Raw genomic sequence first — 18,802 nt, 5'->3', positions numbered from 1 at the left:
AGGTAGCCAGAACCTTTGAGGCTATGCCACACCGCGGCGGTTCTCCCAAAGTGCGATTAGCGTCCGGCGGCTCGCACGGTCACATCAATGTGATGGATGCCTACTTTTACCAGTGTGCCCACTGCGGCAACTCATCCCCTTTTATAGCTGCCCTGCAGCAACTTATCCGTTTGGCCATTTCCCTGCGCCCGTCTCTTTCTTCCAGAAAGAGACGGGCGTTCCTAACGCTGCTGCAGCCCACCTCGTACAAGGCATTGCGGCATTCCCCCTCGTGACAATCGGCGTGACAAACACCGAAGTCACCAGCAACAGCGATTCAGATGATGGAGCCGCAGCTCACGGAATGGATTGCACCTGACTGACAGTAAGGCATGCCCCTGTCATCGCTTCACTGCCTTCACCCGACTCAAGATCTCGCGGCGTTGGTCTCGTCAGCCAATGCAGCCTCCACCCGCCCACTTCTTCGGAGGTGTTCAGGAGGCCAGATCATGAGATGCCCCAGCTCCCGATCGTAAGAGCCGCCAGTCCCGCGTTAGTGGACAACCCTCACAGGTCGCAGGGGCCTTGATCCCTGATCGTGGCGGGATGACGTGGGGAAGGTTTTAAGGGTTTGGCTTCAAGAGGAGTTTGATGGCGTTGGTCGATAAACGGGACGGACGCAATTTTGGCTATGGCCGGCAATTGAGTTATGCCGGGCCACAGGCGTTGCGCGATCTGTTTTGCGGCGGGCACTACGGCACGGTCAAGGCGCACAGTGATCGCTGGCAGGCGCTTGTCCGCTGGTGCAGGTCGGAGGAAGGACCAGGGTTTAACAATGCGCGGCAGATTGATCGGCAGACCTTGCTGGAGTATGCCGGACATCTGCGTCAGCAAGTTGAACAAGGTGAGCTAGCCATCGCCACCGCGCAAAACCGGTTGTCCAGTGTGAATCGGACCCTGGCCGCGCTTCGCGGTGATCAGTATGTGAAGGTCGTGAGTCCGAGCAAGGAGTTGGGAATGCGGCGCACCAGTGTTCGTCGTTCCGTTGCCGCAAGGCCAGGACCGCGAACAGGTGAAGCGGATCGTAGAGGTGCTTTGCGAAAACCAGCAGCCGCGCGCCGCGGCCATCGCTCAGTTAGCGCGAGCCACCGGTATGCGCTTGCGCGAGACGCGTGTCGTTTTTTGAAATGCTGACCGCTCGACGCCCGGAAAATATCCGGATATTTCAGACCACCCCTAAAATAACATTCTTCTGTTCAGGGCCAAGACATCATCTTCAGAGAACCGGCCCGCATAAAACTGCACTTTAGGATAGGCCTGGAATAACTCAATCACTGCGCGTAGCAAATCCCTCCGAGCTTGATAGGTCTGATTCTCGGCATCCAGAACGTCCGAGTTGGTACGTTCACCCCCTATTACACTCTTGCGCAAGGCCGCTACCAGATCGGAACCATCGGTCGCGCTCTGACGCAGCATATGGATTCTTTGCATGCTGGTCGTACAGGTCCGATAGTATTTTTCTACCAGATATTCTATGCCGTTACTTTTGTCTTGCAGGTCGTAACCCGCACGTTCCAGCTGACTGTGTGCTTGCTGTTTGGCGTAATAGCTTGATCCGCCGCTGAATAGCGGTATTGAAACCTGCAGGCCGATGGTTCTGCTGTGGTAATCGCGTCCGCTGTTATTGATGTTGTCGGAGTCGACCCGGTCCTGTGTCGCAAAAAGTGAAAGGCGAGGCATGAATTGCCCCTTCTCCCGCTCGATGCTCAGTTCGCTATAACTGACTGCCAGGCGAGCCGCTTGAATTTCCGGGTTCTGCGTCAGGGCATCATCGAGCAGCGTTTGTTTGTCGACACCTTGCAGTGGCAATTGCTCCGAGTACAAGTCGATGGACATCAGCTGCGATGCCTGGATTTCTTCGCCTAGCAGCATTGACAGTTCTTTCAGGGCATCCGCCAAGCCATTTTCGTAATCCACCAGTTGTGCGCGGATAGTGCCCAGCCGCGAGCGTGTTTCCAGGATGTCTACGCGGGTGCCTTCCCCTTGGGCGAAGACGGTTTCATTGTCATGTAGGGTATTTTGATAAGTGCGCAACTGATGACGGGTCAGTTCGAGCAAGTCACGGCCCAGCACCGCATTCAGGTAGGCATCGATCAAGGAAATGGCCTGCTGCTGAAGTTGCAGTCGATACTCGACCTCGGCATGCTCCGCACGCAGTTTTCCCATGCGGTAGGTGCTGATGGCCGAATAGTCGAAAAGCACCTGCTCAACGTTCAGGCTGGTTCTCTTTCCAAAGAATCGATCGTCGATAGTATCGTCCTGGCCCACCAGGCTGGCTTGCTCAAGACGTTCCGACCGGTCCGTGCGGTTGCGCATATAGTTGATGGACACCTTGGGCAAGAGGGCGGCTCGAGCAATATCCTCTTCATTCAAACCGGCATCACGAGCCGCTTTTGCTGCCAGTGTTTTCGGGTTGTTGAGCAGCATGCTCTCGTAAGCCCGCACCAGGTCGATATTGGCTCCACCCGTTGACACCGCATTGACCGATGCCACAGGTCGTGGATGTGAAAGGTCCGGCAGGTTGCGCGGCACTGATTCTGCCTGCACGAGACTCGACCAGCCTGCGATGCATAACAGGGCAAGCGATGTCAGAGAACATGGCCGGAGTGTTCTCTTGCGTCGGAACACTTCAGGCAGTATGGATTTATCTTTCATCGTTTCGTATTTATCGTTCAATTCTCTGTCAGCGCCATGCGTGTACGATCGCGAAGCGGTTTGAGCAGGTATGCCATTAACGTGCGTTCGCCAGTTTTGATAAAAGCGGTTACCGGCATACCCGGCACCAACGACAGCCCCGGTGCGATCTCCTGCCCCTGGAGATCACTCACATTGATTTCTATTCCGTAATAGGGCTGGTTCTTCGAGTCTTCCATCCTGTCCGCAGAGACCGTCTTGACGGTACCCAGCCGCTTGGGTGTAGTCGTGCGGCTGAACGCCATGAACTCCAGCTCGACCTGCAGGCCGGAATGAACCTTGTCCACCTCCGACACAGGCAAGCGTCCCTCTACCATCAGCGGTTCGTTCAACGGGACGATGTCCATCAGCTTCTCCCCGGCATTGACGACGCCGCCATGGGTAAATACCGACAGACCGGCCACGATACCCGTCGCCGGAGAGATGACGTTGCTGTTCTCTACTTCGTATTGCGCCGTATTCAATCGTGACTGCAAATCTGTCATGTAACTACGAACTTCGCTCAGCTCGGTGCGCAGTTCTTTTTGATACTGGGCCTGCTGGGAAACCAGTTGCGCTTTTGCCTCGTTTACACTTTCTTTCAGCGAACCCAAACGACCCTGATCATCGGCAATCGACCCCAGCAGTTGATAATACTGGCGCTCTGCCTCCAGGAAACGATTTCGCGCCAGCAGTCCCTCATCGACCAAAATCCGCTGACTCTCTAGCTGACGATCAAAGCCACGGCGCTGATCCTCGCGTGAGCGCAAGATCCGTTGCACGCTGTCAATCTGCTCGAGTGTGCCGCGCAATGTTGCTTCCAGTCCGTCCTGCATTGCCTTTTGAGCACGCAGGCGACTATCGAACAACTGCTGCTGAACGCGAACGATGGCCTCTATCTGTGGGTTGCTTTCCCGCTCTTGCAGCAGGCTTTCATCAAAATGGACTTCTGGCAGTCCATCGCCTTCGGCCGTGAGGCGGTTCCTGGTAGCCAGCCTGGTCAAGTATTGCAGCCGCAACGAATCGAACTGATTCGAGGTCAATGTGGAATCCAGTTCAACCAGTACCTGGCCAGCTTCTACCCGCTCTCCCTCCACGACATGAATCTTTTGTATCTTGCCGCCTGCAAGTGGCTGAACGGCCTTGCGATTGCCACTGACAATGACTTTCGCCTCTATGGCTACACCTGCATCCAGCGGGGCCCATAACGCCCACCCCAAGAAACCGATTACGCCAAACAAGACGATAAGCCATCCCAGATGAACGTAATATCTGTCCTCCTTGGAGGATGAATTGCCTTTGTCGCACGCCGCATTCATCGAGTCAGCTACCATGCTTTCTATAAAGTCGGAGCAATATTTTTGATTGCTCAATGCTTGTGGGGTCGAAAATCAAGGCGTCTCTACGGCAGCCCTGGCATTCATTGCAAGTTTCTGCGTTCTCGCCATGACTTCAGTCAGCGGCCCGAAGTCCACTCTGGTGCCTGCTTTCAGAATCAGCATCTTGTCCGCCTGTCTTGCAACGTTGGGCTTGTGCGTAATCAATACCAGGGTGATCCTGGCTTGTTTCATTCTGAAAATGGCTTGCGCCAGCATGGCTTCGCCCAGGTCATCCAGATTGGAATTAGGCTCGTCCAATATGATCAAACTTGGATTTCCATAAAGCGCACGTGCCAGGCCTACTCGCTGGCGTTGCCCGCCCGATAATCCCATGCCGTTGTCGCCCAACTGAGTCTGGTAGCCTTCCGGTAGCTGAAGAATCAATTCGTGCACGCCAGCCATCTGGGCTGCTGCAATGACTTTGGCTTCGTCAAGGGTATCGAAGCGGGCAATGTTTTCAGCTACTGAACCTGAAAACAGCTGTACGTCCTGGGGCAAGTAACCAAGGTGTCTACCGAGGGTTTCAGGTTGCCACTGATCCAACGGCACATTGTCCAGGCGTACCTTGCCGCGTAGTGGCTCAAGCGCATTGACCAGGCACCGCCCCAATGTACTTTTACCTGCACCGGAGGGGCCCACGATTACCAGACTCTCTCCTGGCGCCAATTTGAAGCTGATATTTTGCAGCAGCATCTGCGCCCGGTCAGGCGAAGTAACCGTCAATTGCTCGACGATGACTTCCCCTGTCGGTTGGGGGAATGCCATTCCCTTGTCCTGAGGTGGGAAGGCGTCCAGTAGCTGGCTGAGGCGGCGGCGCGCTTCCTTTACATTGGTCCAACTGCGGGAGGCGCCAATGATCTGATCGATCGGTGACAAGGCTCTGCTCATCAGCACTGACCCTGCGATCATCATACCGGGCGTCATTTCATGTTCCAGGACCAGCCACGCGCACAGGCCCAAGCCCAATGACTGCATGACCAGTCTCAGGGCTTTGTTGAATCCCAGTAGTGTCGCCATGCGAACATAGGCGACACTTTGCTCGCGCACATAAGATTGATGCTGTACAGCCCAGCGACGCCGAAGATTCGCGAGCATACCCATGCCAGCGATCACCTCGGCATTGCGCAGGTTTGCATCGGCGCTACGGCTCGACGCAATCATCATTTCTCCGGCGTTTTTCAAGTGGCTGCGACTTATGCGTTCATTCAGCCAACCTGATGCTAGCAATATCAGGGTGCTGCCCAGGGCGAAAAACCCTAGCGCCGGGTGAAAATAGAACATGGCCAATATATAGATCGGAGACCATGGTGCATCGAACAAAGCCAGTAACCATTGGCCTGTAATGAATTGGCGCAGTTGCTGCAAGTCTTCCAGTGGCCGTGCTGCATTGCCCTTGCCGGTTTTCAGGTTGGCGTCGAAAGCAGCATCGAAGACGCGAGGGGCCAGTTTTTCATCGAATCCAACACTCAGGCGCCATACCAACAGACTTCGTATCCATTCCAGTGCCCCGATAAATGCATAGATCATCAGGACAATCAGCGTCAGCATCCACAGCGTAGTTTCATTACCAGAGGTGAGAACCCGGTCATACACTTGCAGCATGTAGATCGTTGGGGCCAGCATTAAAATGGCTATCACGCCTGAAAACAGGCCGACGTGAATGAAAATGCCTCGGTAGGTCAGTAGTACTTCTGCAAGCTCACCACGTCCGGTGTTCGAGGGCTTGAGATTAGTTGTACTCATTGCATGCCAATCCTGCGCAATGTTTTTCTCCGAATAGCGTGCGATAAAAAAGCCCGCCGAAGCAGGGCTTTTTTATGAGCGGGTTAAAGACTGGCTCAGTTGGCTCTATGCTTTTGCTGAAAACCGAGATTGCCAAGAAGCAGAGGAAGATGCGTTTGCAACCATGACTTCCCCGCCTACAGCCTTCGCTATTATTGCGGCACGAAGCGAGCCCAAATCTCCAGAGTTATCACCAGGGAGATTCAGGTTTTTCAGCTGTGCGGCGTAGGCGTCGGTAAACGCTACCGCGCCAGACTTGTAAATTGTCGCAACAAGCTGATCACCCTTCATGACAACGTTGGCTGCATTGTGGGGAGCGTTATCGGCATCAAGACGACCTATGCCTCGTTCCACTTCTTCGGCTTTACGCAGACCTTCAGCTGCGGCCTTAAGGTCATGAGCGAAGTTGGCGTTCGATTTGACCAGCGAAAGATTCAAGTCTGCAATGCTGCGCGACGTTGTCGCCAAAGGTATGCCTTTGGAAATTTCCATGAAATACACCTCCTTGTGTTCAACTCTTCCAGTTCTAGGAAACTTACGCCAACGCCAGGTTCTGCAACGAGGTCTCGGTGTACGAAGCTTGGTCAGTGGGCAGCAACTGGGACAGATCGAACCCGGCACCAGTGCTGTCTGCCAGGTATTCGATATTGGTATTGACATTGTTCAAGTAGAAGTCCTGAATAATGACCCCATGCTGAATGAACCCACTCTGATCCACGCCTTGCGAAGTGTACAGCAGAAGGTCATTGTTGACCGCTTGAAAGTAGATGTTGGCAAACGTGGTGTTGGTAAACTGCAGGGTATCAACCCCCCCACCATAGCCCGGAACTTCGGCAGCCGTCATGCCGTCGTTGATGATATCGATACCGGAGTTTACGGAGTATAGATAGAGGTCGTTGCCGTAATTGCCATACAAACGATCATTGCCCGCGCCACCAAACAACACGTCGTCTCCAGCTCCGGAGGGGGTGAGGAGATTGTCTCCGACGATAAGATCGTCTCCATCGCCTCCGTACAACTGATCGGATCCCTGATCGCCGATGATCGCATCGTCTCCACCGTTGCCATAGATTACATCATTGCCTGTGCCTCCTTGGATAATGTCGTAGAAGTTGCTTCCATAGATGGTATCATTTCCACCAAGACCATAAATGAAGGACATTTCGCTAGCCGACAAAACGTTGTCGTTGTTGTCACCAGTAATAGTAGCCATACTTATCTCCATATAAGAATATAATTAACTAGCCGTAGGCAATGCTCCAGACAAATGCTTACGCGCAGCATGAAAGCTATCATATTGCCATTGCCGTTGTGAACCCTGCGCAGAGCGGACGGCCGCGATTAGAGACTCTCCGATCAAGTCAGCACAAGCCATCTGACCTGTGCTGAAATAGCCCTCCATGTTCACAGCTCGTCGGAAATTGGATGGAGAAATCCGATCAAGCTTCCACCCATACCAGTCCTTATTGGAGGCAGGTAGGGTGTACACTTCACCGTACAACGTGGAAGTGTACACATGCAAAAAACCATATTAATTATACAGTTATGCTATTATTCGAGTCTCCCTCGGGCACCATATAGCAAGACATTCAAGCGGTTGCAGAGCTTGAATGAAAAGAAACCGGCCAGTTGAGCCGGTTTTTTTGTGCCCGGAATTTCATCACCCACAGATAGGCACCCGATGCCTAACTGTACAGGACCTGTGGAAGGCAGCTTGCTGGCGACAGGGCCAGTGAAATCGGCACATATGCAGCGTCTGCTCGTCAGTCATCGCCAGCAAGCTGCCTCCCACAGAGTGAACTGCGCCTGACTGATCGGCATTACCCTTTCTTGACCCTCTTTTTGAGGCCTCCATCCAGGCCCTTATAAATCAATGAGTTATGGATGGACTGAGAAAAAGGGTAAAAGAGGGTTTTGCGCAGGGTTTTTCTTTAAAAACTGTGGGTTATGGGGCAAGGTGTCTACTTCACTGCCGTGTAGGCAGCTTAGAAAATGATTGTTTCGTCGCCTTCAACACGCCGAACACTTCACTGCCGTGTAGGCAGCTTAGAAAATTCACATCTTCGCAAAGTTGAGCATCGCACTCTTCACTGCCGTGTAGGCAGCTTAGAAATGAAGAAAAGCAGAAGGACTGGCCAGACCATTCTTCACTGCCGTGTAGGCAGCTTAGAAATCCGACACTCCATGCCGCTGTTGCATATGGCGCTTCACTGCCGTGTAGGCAGCTTAGAAAAAACTCGAAAGTCAGAATGAATGCGCCGTGGGCTTCACTGCCGTGTAGGCAGCTTAGAAACAGGGAGTTGGAGACTTCCCCGATCACCTCGACTTCACTGCCGTGTAGGCAGCTTAGAAAGACGTGGCCAGCTCGACCAGGTGCGCGAAAGTCTTCACTGCCGTGTAGGCAGCTTAGAAAAGCATCCTCAATTTGCTGAACAACCAGCGCGCCTTCACTGCCGTGTAGGCAGCTTAGAAAAGCAGCATCTGCAGCATCGGCGCTGGTAGCTACTTCACTGCCGTGTAGGCAGCTTAGAAAACGCGAAAACTGACGACATTGGAATGTCTGGTCTTCACTGCCGTGTAGGCAGCTTAGAAAGGTGAGTAGCTCAAGGATCGGCGCAGGGTCTGCTTCACTGCCGCATAGGCAGCTCAGAAAACCATCATCCATTGCAATCCCCCACTACCCTCCCCTATATTCCCCCTCGGCGTCATCCACGCCCCCATCCGCGGAAAGGGCTGCGCCCAGGATCTTGCCTCACGCATTCGTCATTACGACTCCCGACCTTCAAGCGGACAAGGTTTGTGCAAGGAGATCGTATGTCTACTCGTCCCGTGTCGTTATCCCACAACGGTCGTATCAACCTTGAGCAGCAGCGCAAGCGTGCCAAGGAGCTTTTACAGCGTATGAAAAACGGCGCTGCGCCTGATGAGCTTTCGCTGATTTCACGTAGTACTTCCTCCGCTCCTGCGACCTTGTCCGATGCTCAATGGCTGATCGCCAGAGAGTTGGGCTTCAGCAGTTGGCCGAAGCTGAAGGCGCATGTGGATGCGGTGGAGTTTGCGGCGCGGCATCCGGATTTCGAGGCCAGTGATGAGGAGCGCACGGTGCATTGGCGGTGTGGCAATGACATTGCGCACAGTCTGCAACTGGCGGGTTTCAAGGGTTCGTTTCAGATGCTGACCGACCCGTTGTGCATGGGACCGGTTCAGGATTTGCCTGACGAGGCGTATCAGGCGCTTCGTGGTCAGTACATCAGTCAGGCCTTCGGGATGGCGGTGGCCGATACCACGCGCCGGCTTGATGATGAATACACAAACCTCAAACTATTGAGCAGCGCCGATCACAGTGTGCTGTGGTGCGAGGCGGATGCTTATGATCAGTTGTTCCTGATCCGGGCGCTGGCAGGGCTTGAGCGTCTGCCGCGTCGGCTTGAGCTGATCGAGGTCGACCATGTGCCCGGCGTGCAGCGTTTTATCGGCATGGGTCAGCTGGCTCCCGACGTCCTTGCGTGGCTCTGGCCGCAGCGCAGGCTGGTCGATGAAGAGGCGCTGCTGTTGGCGCGTCAGGCATGGCTGGCCTATTGCGATGCGTCGCCCGTTGCACTGGCGAAACTGGCCCATGGCCCGCAAGGCGCCCTGCCTTTGCTTGCTCCGGCACTGTTGCGACAATTGCAGGAGTTACCGGGTGTTCGCGACGGTTTATCGCTCACGGAACGTCTGACCTTGCAGGTGCTGGATGAATCGGGCTCGATGCCTTTTGCCAGGGTTTTCGCCGAGCTGATGGGCAAGCGCGAACCACTGCCCTTTCTGGGGGATATGATGTTTCACGCGATGCTGCGGCCGCTGATCGATACCCAGAGCCCATTGCTGAGCGAGTCGGACGCTCATCTGGAATGGCCACGTCGCGTGTTGACGCTGACGCCGCTGGGTCGGCAGGTGTTGAGCGGAATGGCTTACTGGCCGGATCATGCCAGCCATGAGCGCTGGATTGGCGGGGTCTGCATCCGACCGGGGCAGCCTCACTGGATGATTGATGAGCAGTTATGGCCGGTTTGGCGAGAGTAGCTTTCGGGCTGGGTGACTGACTTGACGGCATTGAACCGCCATTAGTTGCCTCTCTTCCTTCTGCACGTTAGGCTTCGCGCCGTTCGTTGCAAAATCAGCGACCGGATTTGACGATCCGATCTATCCAGGCGTATCAGCGTCTCCCCCACTGCTTCAGGCCTACGCTTGAAGTACGTGTTATGGCGGCTGTGCGTCGGAGACCTTCGGGTCTGCCGGTTTCCTGGATACCGGTTCGTCAACCTTCGCACAGCTGCCACCCATTCGTTTGACGACGTTGTTTGGCAGCTTCAATTATCCAGGAGCTATGCCGATGTACACCCTTAATCCGTCCGCGCCCTGCACGGAACAATTTGAAGCCATCCTGTTCAACCGCCATCACCGAATGCTGCGAACCGTCATGTGCAACACCCAGGCATGGTTTTGTCTCGCAGATCTTGCTCGCCTGATGGGCAAACAACTGGATGAGCGCGCCACACTCAAGCTCGATCCGGATCAACGTCGCACGGCCTGGCTACAGGCTCATGGCCGTTGGGAAAAGTGCGTTCTGGTCAGCGAGTCCGGCGTATTTGCGATGCTGATCCACCACTACATCCCCGAAAACCGCGCCCTGCGCCAGTGGCTGACCCATGACGTCCTGCCCGTGCTGCATCAACGCCATACGCAGACCAACGACCAACCCAGCCTGAACCAGATGCAATGGCTCGGCACCTCCCTGAACCTGCTGCACTGGCGCAACGAATCATGGATTCGCCTGCAGGACATGCCGCATGTGGTACTGGAAGTTCCGCCACAACCCAAGCGAGGCATGTGGCGCAAGGTCGTGGAGACATTCGCAGGCAAACGCATAGCCGCCTGATTCCCTCACCGTCCCCGCCGTAGGAGCGAATTCATTCGCGAAAGCTGCATTCCAGACGATAGATTTCTTGTGAATGTACCGGCCTCTCGCGAATGAGTTCATTCTGAAGCGCTATTCACACCCCATCCAAGTTTTTGCGGAGGAATTTGTAGCTTCAACATCCTTTAATAGAAAGCGCGCACGAGCCTCATCCCTCAATCACTCAAGCGGCTTCCCTACTCAACCCGATGGAAAACCGACTCCATTTAAGGATAAAGCCAGCCTAAATCAGAAACATCATTTATATTTTTTCTGCAACTTTCTTAATAACATATCGACATCCACCCTTCCCGATAAATTTTGTGTTTTACACCATTCAACGATACAGTTTACGGCTTCATGAAAAGGAAGCGACACATGCCCCTCCATGAATTCAAACGCAATACCCTCTTCTAGATACTCCGGTATATTTTCTACATCCTCATCGGAGCTAATATATATACCTGACATTTCAATTCCGAACCCCTGCGAATCGAGCAGATTGGTCAAAGCCAGAGGTAAGAAGCTTGGATTATCTAGCGATGAGGATTCCAAGAGATCCAACAAGCAGTTATGGATTGTACTTTTCTGCGCCAGAGTCAAACTATTCATGCTCATATCATCACTTCATTGTCGGATGAAAATTTGTGACAGTTGTAAGGGTTTCATCTAAATAAATACGAAATATTATGCCATCATGGGACGCACTATATACACGATTCCCGCTTGCTTTAGCCTGACTATATCCCGACGCAGCCGCTTCTTTACCAGCCTCGAACATCCGATCGGTGGAAATCACACTTGGATCGTAGACGGTTTTCGGGTTGCCGAACTGTTTAACACCCACGACGTTCCCAGCCCTATCCAAAGAGTCTCTTCCATAAACGATTTCCGACAGTCCAGGTGTAGTAGGACTTTGCGTTTCTGAGATTATATGCAAATTCTTATCAGTGGCAGCTTGGAGGAAGTCATTACGATTATGGGCTCCTTTCACGCCTGTCTTCGTGCTATATCCATCAATATTTTCAAGGTGCCCCCGAGCGTTGTTGCTAATAGGGACACCGTTGTGCATCGTTGCACCAGGGCAATTATTCAACCCCAACGGATCCACCCACCCCGTAGGGTTAGGCACATACTGGTAGCTATTCAACCCACCCGCCAGCTTGATCGGGTCCGGCGTCAAGAACCGTCCAGTCCCCGGATTGTAGTAGCGATGCCGGTTGTAGTGTAAGCCCGTTTCCGCATCGAAGTACTGGCCCTGGAAACGCAGCGGGTTGTCGATTTCGCTGATGTCCAGCGCCGCGAGGTTGCCGTAGGCGCGGTATTTGGCGGACCACATGATCTCGCCGCTGTAGTCGGTGAGTTCCTGTGGGGTGCCCAGATGGTCCAACTGGTAGTAGAACGGCGTGGCTTTGCGTGGGCCTTCGCCGTCAAGCATGGCCAATGGGCGGAAGCTGCCGGGTTCGTAGATGTAGCTGCGATAGCGGTTCTCGGCGCTTTCGGCGATCAGGCGTTCGCCTTGCCAGAGGAATTCGGTGCTGTGGCCGTCGACGGTTTTTTCGATGCGGCGGCCGAAAGCGTCATATTTGTAGCTGGCGGTGCTGCCACCGGGCAGGCTGACGCCGATCAGGCGGTGCTGGACGTCGTAGCGGTATTCGGTGACCAATTTCTGGCCAGCGCCGCGGCGTTCGCGGATCTGGTTGCCGTAGGCATCGTAGTCGTAATGGCGGTCGCCCTGCATCAGCAGGCGGTTGCCTTTGACGTTGGCCAGGTTGGCGGCGGGTTGATCGCCCTGCCCCAGCAGGTTACCGGCCGGGTCGTGGGCGAAGCTTTCCGGGGTCGCGCCACGTACGTTGATCAGGCGGTCGAGCGGGTCGTAGTGGTAGCGCAGGTTGCCTTTACGGCTGTCGTCGATACCCGCCAGATTGCCATTGGCGTCGTAAGCGTAGCGGCGCTGCAGCAGGTGTTTGTCGCGCTGGCTGACGCTGTGCGCCTGCAGACGGCCTTGCTCATCGTACTGGTATTGACTGAGCAACAGGCCTTGCTGACGCTGTTGTTCTCGACCGGCAGCAAACTGGTGGCTGGTCAGGCGCGAGCCGTTGAGGTCGATGCTGCTCAGTTGGCCACCGGCCTGATGGCGGTAGTCGAGTTTGCTGCCGTCCGGCAGACGGCAATGGCTCAGTTGCCCGAGCTTGTCGTACTCGTAACGGGTCGTGCCCCAGCCCTGGTGCTCGGTGATCAGCCGGTCTTGCAGGTCGTATTCGTAAGCCAGCGGCCAGTGGCCGTCGTCGACGTTGACCAGGCGTCCGAGGGCGTCGTAGCTGTAGTGAATCTTCTCGCCATCGGCGAGGGTTTTCACCAGCAGGCGGCCGGCGCTGTCGCGCTGGTACTCGGTAACCAGTTCGCTGCCGTCGTCGCCGAATTCGGTTTTCTTCAGCAACTGGCCGTTGAGGTCGTATTCGTAGGCGGTGCGGCGACCGTCGAAACCGGTTTCCTGCTGGATCAGGCCGTTGCTGTAGTAGTCAAGGTGGTAGTGCTCGCCACGTTCGTTTTCGATCTCGGTCAGCAGCAGGCGCGAGTTGTCGTAGCGGTAGAGCAACTGGCTGCCGTCCGGGTTGATGCGGCGGCTGACCAGATGCAGGTTGTCGGCGTACTCATAGCGGGTGACGCGACCCAGTTCGTCGCGCTCGGCGGTGACGCGGCCATACGGGTTGTAGCTGAAGGCGCGAGTCGCGCCGCCGGGCAAGGTGACCTGGCTCAGGCGATTGACCGCATCCCATTGGTAATGGGTGATGGCACCGGTTTCTTCCTGACGGGTGATCTGCCGCCCCAAGGCATCGTAACGATACTTGCGCTGGCCGCCATCGGGCAGGTGTTCTTCCAGCAACTGGCCCAGGCCGTTCCAGCCCAGGGTGTGGCGGCTGCCGTCGGGATGGCGGATTTCCAGCAGGCGGCCATGCAGGTCGTAGCGGTAGTGGGTTTCGTTGCCGTGCGGGTCGACTTGCCGGGTGATGTCGCCCTGGTCGTTGCGGTCATACTGCCAGCGCGCCTTGCCACGACGGACCTCGACCAGTTGCCCGTCGAAGTAGTTGTAATGGGTCGGCGCATCTTCGGGCGGGATGACAGCTACCAGACGTCCGGCGGTGTTGTACTGGTATTCGGTAACGGCGCCCAGCGCGTCTTTCTCGGCGATCAGGCGACCGTCTTCGTCGTAGGCTTTCTGGGTTTCTGCGCCATCGGGGGCGGTCTCGCTGATCAGCCGGGCATTTTCGTCATGCACGTAGACCTGCTCGCTGCCATCGGCGTTGTAGACGGTGACCGTGCCTTTGTCGTCCCACTCGTAACGCGCTTCGAGTTGCGAGTAATTCGCCCAGTGACGCACGCAACGCGAGAACTTGCCTTCACGCTCCCATTCCCAGAAGAAGCTCGCGCCACCGGCCAGTTGCCGCTCCAGAATGACGTGCTGGTCGTTGTAGCGGTAATACTCGGTTTCACCCACCGCATTGGTTGCCGATACCAGTTGCTGGCGGTCGTTGTAGGCGTAGGTGACGAGGGTTTGCAGGGTCAGCCACGGGTCCTGGCGTTCGCCACGCTCGTCGTACTCGGAACGCTGTTGCTGTTGATCAACGGCGACGATATGGCGGTCGTCATAGCGCAGCAGCAGCGAGCGACCCGCACCGTTGTCAATGCGTTGAATACGGTCCACCAGGTCATAGCTGATGTGAACCTGATTGTCATACGGGTCGCTGATGGTGGTCAGGCGACCGGCACGGAAATGGTAGAAACGTGGTTTCGGGCCAGCCTGGGTCAGGATCAGCTCGCCGGGAGCGGTGCCCAGATAGATGGCGGCCTGCGCCAGGCTATTGGTGATGGCCGGACGTTGTTCGGTCGGCATCGGAAAACGGGTCTGACGGTTTTCGTTGTCCGTCCACAGCACGCCGTCATCGTCCAGTTGCAGACGATGGGACAGCGAATGGCTCCAGCCATAACCAAGACGACTGTCGACTTCCACCGCACTGCTGCGGTACAGGCGCGTCCACTCGAAGGGCAGCACACCGCCCAGTTCGCCGTCGGTGAGGGTCAGCAATTCTTCGCCGGTAACCATCGACACCGGTTCGCCGTTGGTGCAGGTCTTGTCGGCGCACTGGGCAGGCTGATCGGCCGGTGTCTTGGATTGTTCCGGGGCGTTGTCGGTCTTTTCCGCCTGCTCCATGCGCGTGGCGTTTTCTCGCTTGGCTCGCGCCTGAATCTGCGCATCCGTTTCTACGGTTCCGCCTGTTACCGGCGGTTTTTTCTTCGGCGCAACAGCTGTTTCTGCTGGTTTGGGCGGCGCGATTTCAACGCTGGCCTTGCGTGCCGGGTTCATCGCCGCATTGCCATTGAGCAACAGCGGCTTGGCGGTTTCAGCGTGACCTGCCGCATTCTTCTTGCTGAGATTCATCAGCATGGCAGTGAAGTCTTCGATCAGCTTCATGACCTTGCCGCTGTTTTTCGCAGCATTGAGGCCCTTGGCGCCAACGCGCACAGCCAGGCCGATACCGCCAGTCAAGACAATACCGATCAGGATGTTCAGCAGCACTTCGGTGGTCAGTTCGGCCAATACTTCGGTGCGGGTCTGCGGCGGCAGCATCTTGACCCACGCGACGATGGCCGCCACGTAGATCCACATCAGCGGTTCATCGCTGGCAATCAGCAGTGCCGTTTCAATGGCTTTTTTCGAGGCGTTGTAGATCTTCTTGATCTCTTCCTCGGTGAAGAATTTCTTGAGCTTCTCGTAGTTCTCACGCGGGTGCGCGACCAGGTCGTAGAGACCCATGATGTCGCTCCACAAGCCCATGATCGCTTTCAGGAAGCCCTTCCAGGCAGACTCCAGCTGTTGCAGGCTCCGGCCAGCCATGGAGGCATTGGTGTGCGCTTGCCAGAGCGGCAGAAACTCGGTGCTCCATTGGGTTTGCAGCCAGCCGCTCAAATCGCCGATGACACCCTGATACGAACTGAACAGGCTGTTGATCTGCGCCGGAGTCGGGTTGGGGAAAAAAGTAATCTCGTACTGTTGATTCGGCTTGAGGCCCGTGACTTCAAGAATTCCGCTCGGGCCGATCGTGTACTCGAGGGCTTTACCAACCTCGTTTTTGCCGTAGAGCTTGCCGTCTTCCACAGGCACCAGACGCACCTTCGTATTACCGATCGGCACAAAGCGCGCCGCCTCGAAACTGTGCACCAGTTTCAGCTTGCCGTTGGCCGGGCAGTTCGCATACAGGGTGTTGGCCGCTTTGCTGTCCTTGTCTGCGGTGCCAACCTCGTCACCCACCTTGAACTGCTGTTCAGCGTCAATCAAGCCGCCGTACACGGCTTCGGCATGCTTGCGGTAATCCGTCAGGCATTTCTTGAAATTGTTGATGAGGGCCTGAGCATCAGGTTGTGTTGCTGTGAGATTACCTGCGATCTCACCCATCAGAATGCTCATGCCACCACCTCATTTTCCAGATGGGCCTTCAACAGCCCGGTAAAATTTTCTTCCGTGAGCGACGTGCGTTTGACGAAACGCGCCACTTTGGTTCGCAGATTGGATTCAGGGAACGAGAAATACAGCTCAGCCTCGTTCTCCTGCAGCCACTGCATCATGTTGTCGATCACCATGCTGGGGTCATCCCCCGCAAGCTTTTTGATCAGCGCATCGGGCACTTCCCACCAGGGGAACGCCTTCGCTTCACCGACCGGTCCCTGCCCGGTTTGCAAGGGTCGGCCATTGATCAGGTAACGGTCGAACACCGGCAGAATCTGGCTGGCCTGCTCGCCCAGCTCATTCAGGATCGGGTAGATATGCCGCCCATCCCAAAACCGGAAAAACACTTCGGCAGCATCGGGCATCTTCACCTGGGTCAGGCTGCGCAGGTGTTCAAACACCACGTTCGGCTCGCAGCGCGATACCGCCAGCCAGCCCCAGTCCTGAACGTCGGTGTCGGCGATCCAGCGCATAAACGCCGAGTTGGGTTTCAGCTCGGTGAGATAAGGCATCACCGGCTGCCAGTCGGCATACGGCGTACCACCCCAGATCGGGATCAACTGGCTGGCAGGTTCGCTCTGGTACAGGGTTTTCAGCGCATCGCCATCGCTGGCGGCGCTCACCACCAGGTACAAGCGCTCATCCTTTTGCAGCGGCTGTTTGGCCAGCCATGCCTTGGGTGTCATGGGTTCAGATCGCACAGGCACCGTCCTTGCACTTCTCGCACTCTTCGCAGAACGGCGCGTTGCGTTTGAGGGTATTGATCTGCGCCGGTGTCAGCACCGCGCCCGCCTTGTCCGCATCGGCCTGTTTCAATGCGCCCGGCAACAGCGGCGCTGCGCCTGTGCCATTGCCGGGGCTGCCGCCCGCGTTAGCGTTGATTATCGGCCCGCTCAGCGTGACGCCGCTGGCGTCGATCTTGATGAAACTGCCGCCAGCCTTGACGGTGATTTCGTTGCCAGCCTCGATCACCAGCTTCATGCCGCTGCTCAGGTGGATTTCCTGCCCGGCGTCGATGAGTTGCGCAGTACCGACCTTGATGTGCTGGCTGACGCCCACGCTCAAGTGGTCGTCGGCGCGCGCTTCGACCTTGCGGTCGGCATAAACGGTGTGGTGCTCTTCAGCCTTGAATTCACTGTAGGTATTCTTTTCGACCGTGTCGTGACGCTCGTTGCCAACACGGATTTTCTGGTTGTTCTCGACGTTCTCGTCCCAGTCACGCTGGGCGTGCAGGTAGATCTGTTCCTGCCCTTTCTTGTCCTCGATGCGCAGTTCGTTGTAACCGCCGCCACCCGGTGAACTCAGGGTCTTGAAGGTGCTGCGGGTCTTGTTGGCCGGCAGCTCGTACGGGACGAGGTTTTCCTTGTGGTACAGGCAGCCGCTGATCAAGGGCTGGTCGGGGTCGCCTTCGAGGAAGGTGACCAGCACTTCCATGCCGATCCGCGGGATGGCGATGCCACCGTACTGGGCACCGGCCCAGGCGGAAGACACGCGCAGCCAGCAACTGGTCTTGTCGTCGGCCTGACCTTCGCGGTCCCAGTGAAACTGCACTTTGACGCGCCCGTACTGGTCGCAGTGGATCTCTTCGCCTTTGGGGCCGGTGACCATGGCGCTCTGGCTGCCGAGGATGCGCGGTTTCGGGTGGCGCAGCGGTGGGCGGTTCGGCACGTCCCACGGCGTGGCCTGGAAACGGTTGCGGTAGCCCTGATGGAAGTCGTCCTTGTTGCTGGTGGTGTCGCTGGTCACCGACTCTTCCAGCACCTGCGGCTGTTTGCCTTCGTGGACGATTTCAGTCAGCAGCCACAGGTCGTTCCACTTGGCTTTCGGGTGTTGGGTCAGGGCCAGGAAATGACCGCTGACCAGCAACGGCTGATCGCTTTTACCTTCGACCAGTTGGAAGTCGCTGCGATGGCGTTCCAGGGCGCGCTTGGCCAGGTGCTTGCCGCGCTCGCGGTCCACGAAGCGGCCGGGATAGTCGTAGTCTTCGAGGTCCGGCAGTGCGTCGCCTCGGTTCTCGCTTTCCAGGGTCAGGCGCGGTTTCTCGAAGTCGTAGTCACGGCGCGTGGTGCGGCTGGTGCGGGTTTCCAGGCGCAGGTCGAAGCGTTTGATCACCGGGTCGTTGGCGACCATGCCCGAGTCTTGCTGATAGGCCACGGGCGCCAGTTTCGGGAACACCGTCTGGTCATCGCCGAACACCAGCTTGTGGCCCGTGGCACTGTGCTGGAAGTGGTAGTGAATGCCTTCTTCCTCGCACAGGCGCTGGATGAAGTGCAGGTCGGATTCATCGTACTGCACGCAATACACGCGCTCGGGGTACACCGAGCCGAGGGTGAAGGCGTAGGCGTTGCTCTGGATGCCGTGTTCTTCGAGGACCAGGCCGATGATCTTCGGCACCGAAAGGTTCTGGAAGATGCGCTGGTTGATGCGGTGCGCCAGGTAGGACAGTTGCGGGCGCAGGGTCACCGCATAGCGGGTCAGGCGTTTGCC

Annotated in this window: 11 protein-coding genes, 1 pseudogene and 1 CRISPR repeat array; of the genes and pseudogenes, 3 read left to right on the top strand and 9 right to left on the bottom strand. The window is 56.3% G+C overall.

Features of this window, described 5'->3' with window-relative positions; all coding sequences use genetic code 11:
* Positions 1-630: 630 nt before the first annotated feature.
* Positions 631-1,147, top strand: a pseudogene (locus ALQ04_RS17480) (integrase); the annotation flags it as partial.
* A gap of 68 nt (positions 1,148-1,215) precedes the next feature.
* On the opposite strand, the gene ALQ04_RS17475 reads toward ALQ04_RS17480, so the two are convergent.
* The 5 genes from ALQ04_RS17475 to ALQ04_RS17455 form a co-directional block, all read right to left on the bottom strand.
* Positions 1,216-2,571 (bottom strand): TolC family outer membrane protein, encoded by a 1,356-nt coding sequence (locus ALQ04_RS17475; protein WP_183142209.1) that lies wholly within the window; start codon positions 2,569-2,571, stop codon positions 1,216-1,218.
* A 140-nt stretch (positions 2,572-2,711) separates the two neighbouring features.
* Positions 2,712-4,085 (bottom strand): HlyD family type I secretion periplasmic adaptor subunit, encoded by a 1,374-nt coding sequence (locus tag ALQ04_RS17470; protein ID WP_147466610.1) that lies wholly within the window; start codon positions 4,083-4,085, stop codon positions 2,712-2,714.
* Between the two features lie 18 nt (positions 4,086-4,103).
* Positions 4,104-5,834 (bottom strand): type I secretion system permease/ATPase, encoded by a 1,731-nt coding sequence (locus tag ALQ04_RS17465; protein ID WP_122317004.1) that lies wholly within the window; start codon positions 5,832-5,834, stop codon positions 4,104-4,106.
* Between the two features lie 105 nt (positions 5,835-5,939).
* Positions 5,940-6,365 (bottom strand): hypothetical protein, encoded by a 426-nt coding sequence (locus ALQ04_RS17460; RefSeq protein WP_122317003.1) that lies wholly within the window; start codon positions 6,363-6,365, stop codon positions 5,940-5,942.
* A gap of 43 nt (positions 6,366-6,408) precedes the next feature.
* Positions 6,409-7,086 carry a calcium-binding protein gene (locus ALQ04_RS17455; protein ID WP_183142208.1) on the bottom strand — a complete coding sequence of 226 codons (678 nt, stop codon included), beginning with the start codon at positions 7,084-7,086 and terminating at the stop codon, positions 6,409-6,411.
* A gap of 751 nt (positions 7,087-7,837) precedes the next feature.
* Positions 7,838-8,526: a CRISPR direct-repeat array (repeat unit 28 nt; unit sequence CTTCACTGCCGTGTAGGCAGCTTAGAAA).
* 161 nt (positions 8,527-8,687) lie between these two features.
* On the opposite strand from ALQ04_RS17455, the gene ALQ04_RS17450 reads away from it, so the two are divergent.
* Positions 8,688-9,935 carry a DUF1835 domain-containing protein gene (locus ALQ04_RS17450; RefSeq protein WP_122317001.1) on the top strand — a complete coding sequence of 416 codons (1,248 nt, stop codon included), beginning with the start codon at positions 8,688-8,690 and terminating at the stop codon, positions 9,933-9,935.
* Positions 9,936-10,245: 310 nt separating this feature from the next.
* Complete coding sequence (locus ALQ04_RS17445; RefSeq protein WP_122317000.1) at positions 10,246-10,791, top strand: Bro-N domain-containing protein; 546 nt, start codon at positions 10,246-10,248, stop codon at positions 10,789-10,791.
* Between the two features lie 276 nt (positions 10,792-11,067).
* On the opposite strand, the gene ALQ04_RS17440 is transcribed toward ALQ04_RS17445, so the two are convergent.
* The 4 genes from ALQ04_RS17440 to tssI form a co-directional block, all read right to left on the bottom strand.
* Entirely contained in the window at positions 11,068-11,421 is a 354-nt protein-coding gene (locus tag ALQ04_RS17440) for a hypothetical protein (RefSeq protein WP_147466609.1), read from the bottom strand.
* A 10-nt stretch (positions 11,422-11,431) separates the two neighbouring features.
* Entirely contained in the window at positions 11,432-16,276 is a 4,845-nt protein-coding gene (locus ALQ04_RS17435; RefSeq protein WP_122316998.1) for an RHS repeat-associated core domain-containing protein, read from the bottom strand.
* On the bottom strand, positions 16,273-17,001 hold the full coding sequence (locus tag ALQ04_RS17430; RefSeq protein ID WP_122316997.1) for a DUF4123 domain-containing protein: 729 nt from the start codon (positions 16,999-17,001) through the stop codon (positions 16,273-16,275). The genes ALQ04_RS17435 and ALQ04_RS17430 overlap by 4 nt, the downstream gene beginning before the upstream one ends.
* Positions 17,002-17,005: 4 nt before the next feature.
* The coding region (gene tssI, locus ALQ04_RS17425) for a type VI secretion system tip protein TssI/VgrG (protein ID WP_147466608.1) at positions 17,006-18,802 on the bottom strand (1,797 nt) is incomplete at its 5' end.

It is taken from the genome of Pseudomonas cichorii, assembly GCF_003700275.1.
GTDB lineage: Bacteria > Pseudomonadota > Gammaproteobacteria > Pseudomonadales > Pseudomonadaceae > Aquipseudomonas > Aquipseudomonas cichorii_B.
Note: the sequence above shows the minus strand (reverse complement) of the source record. Positions and strands in the feature narration are given on the sequence as shown.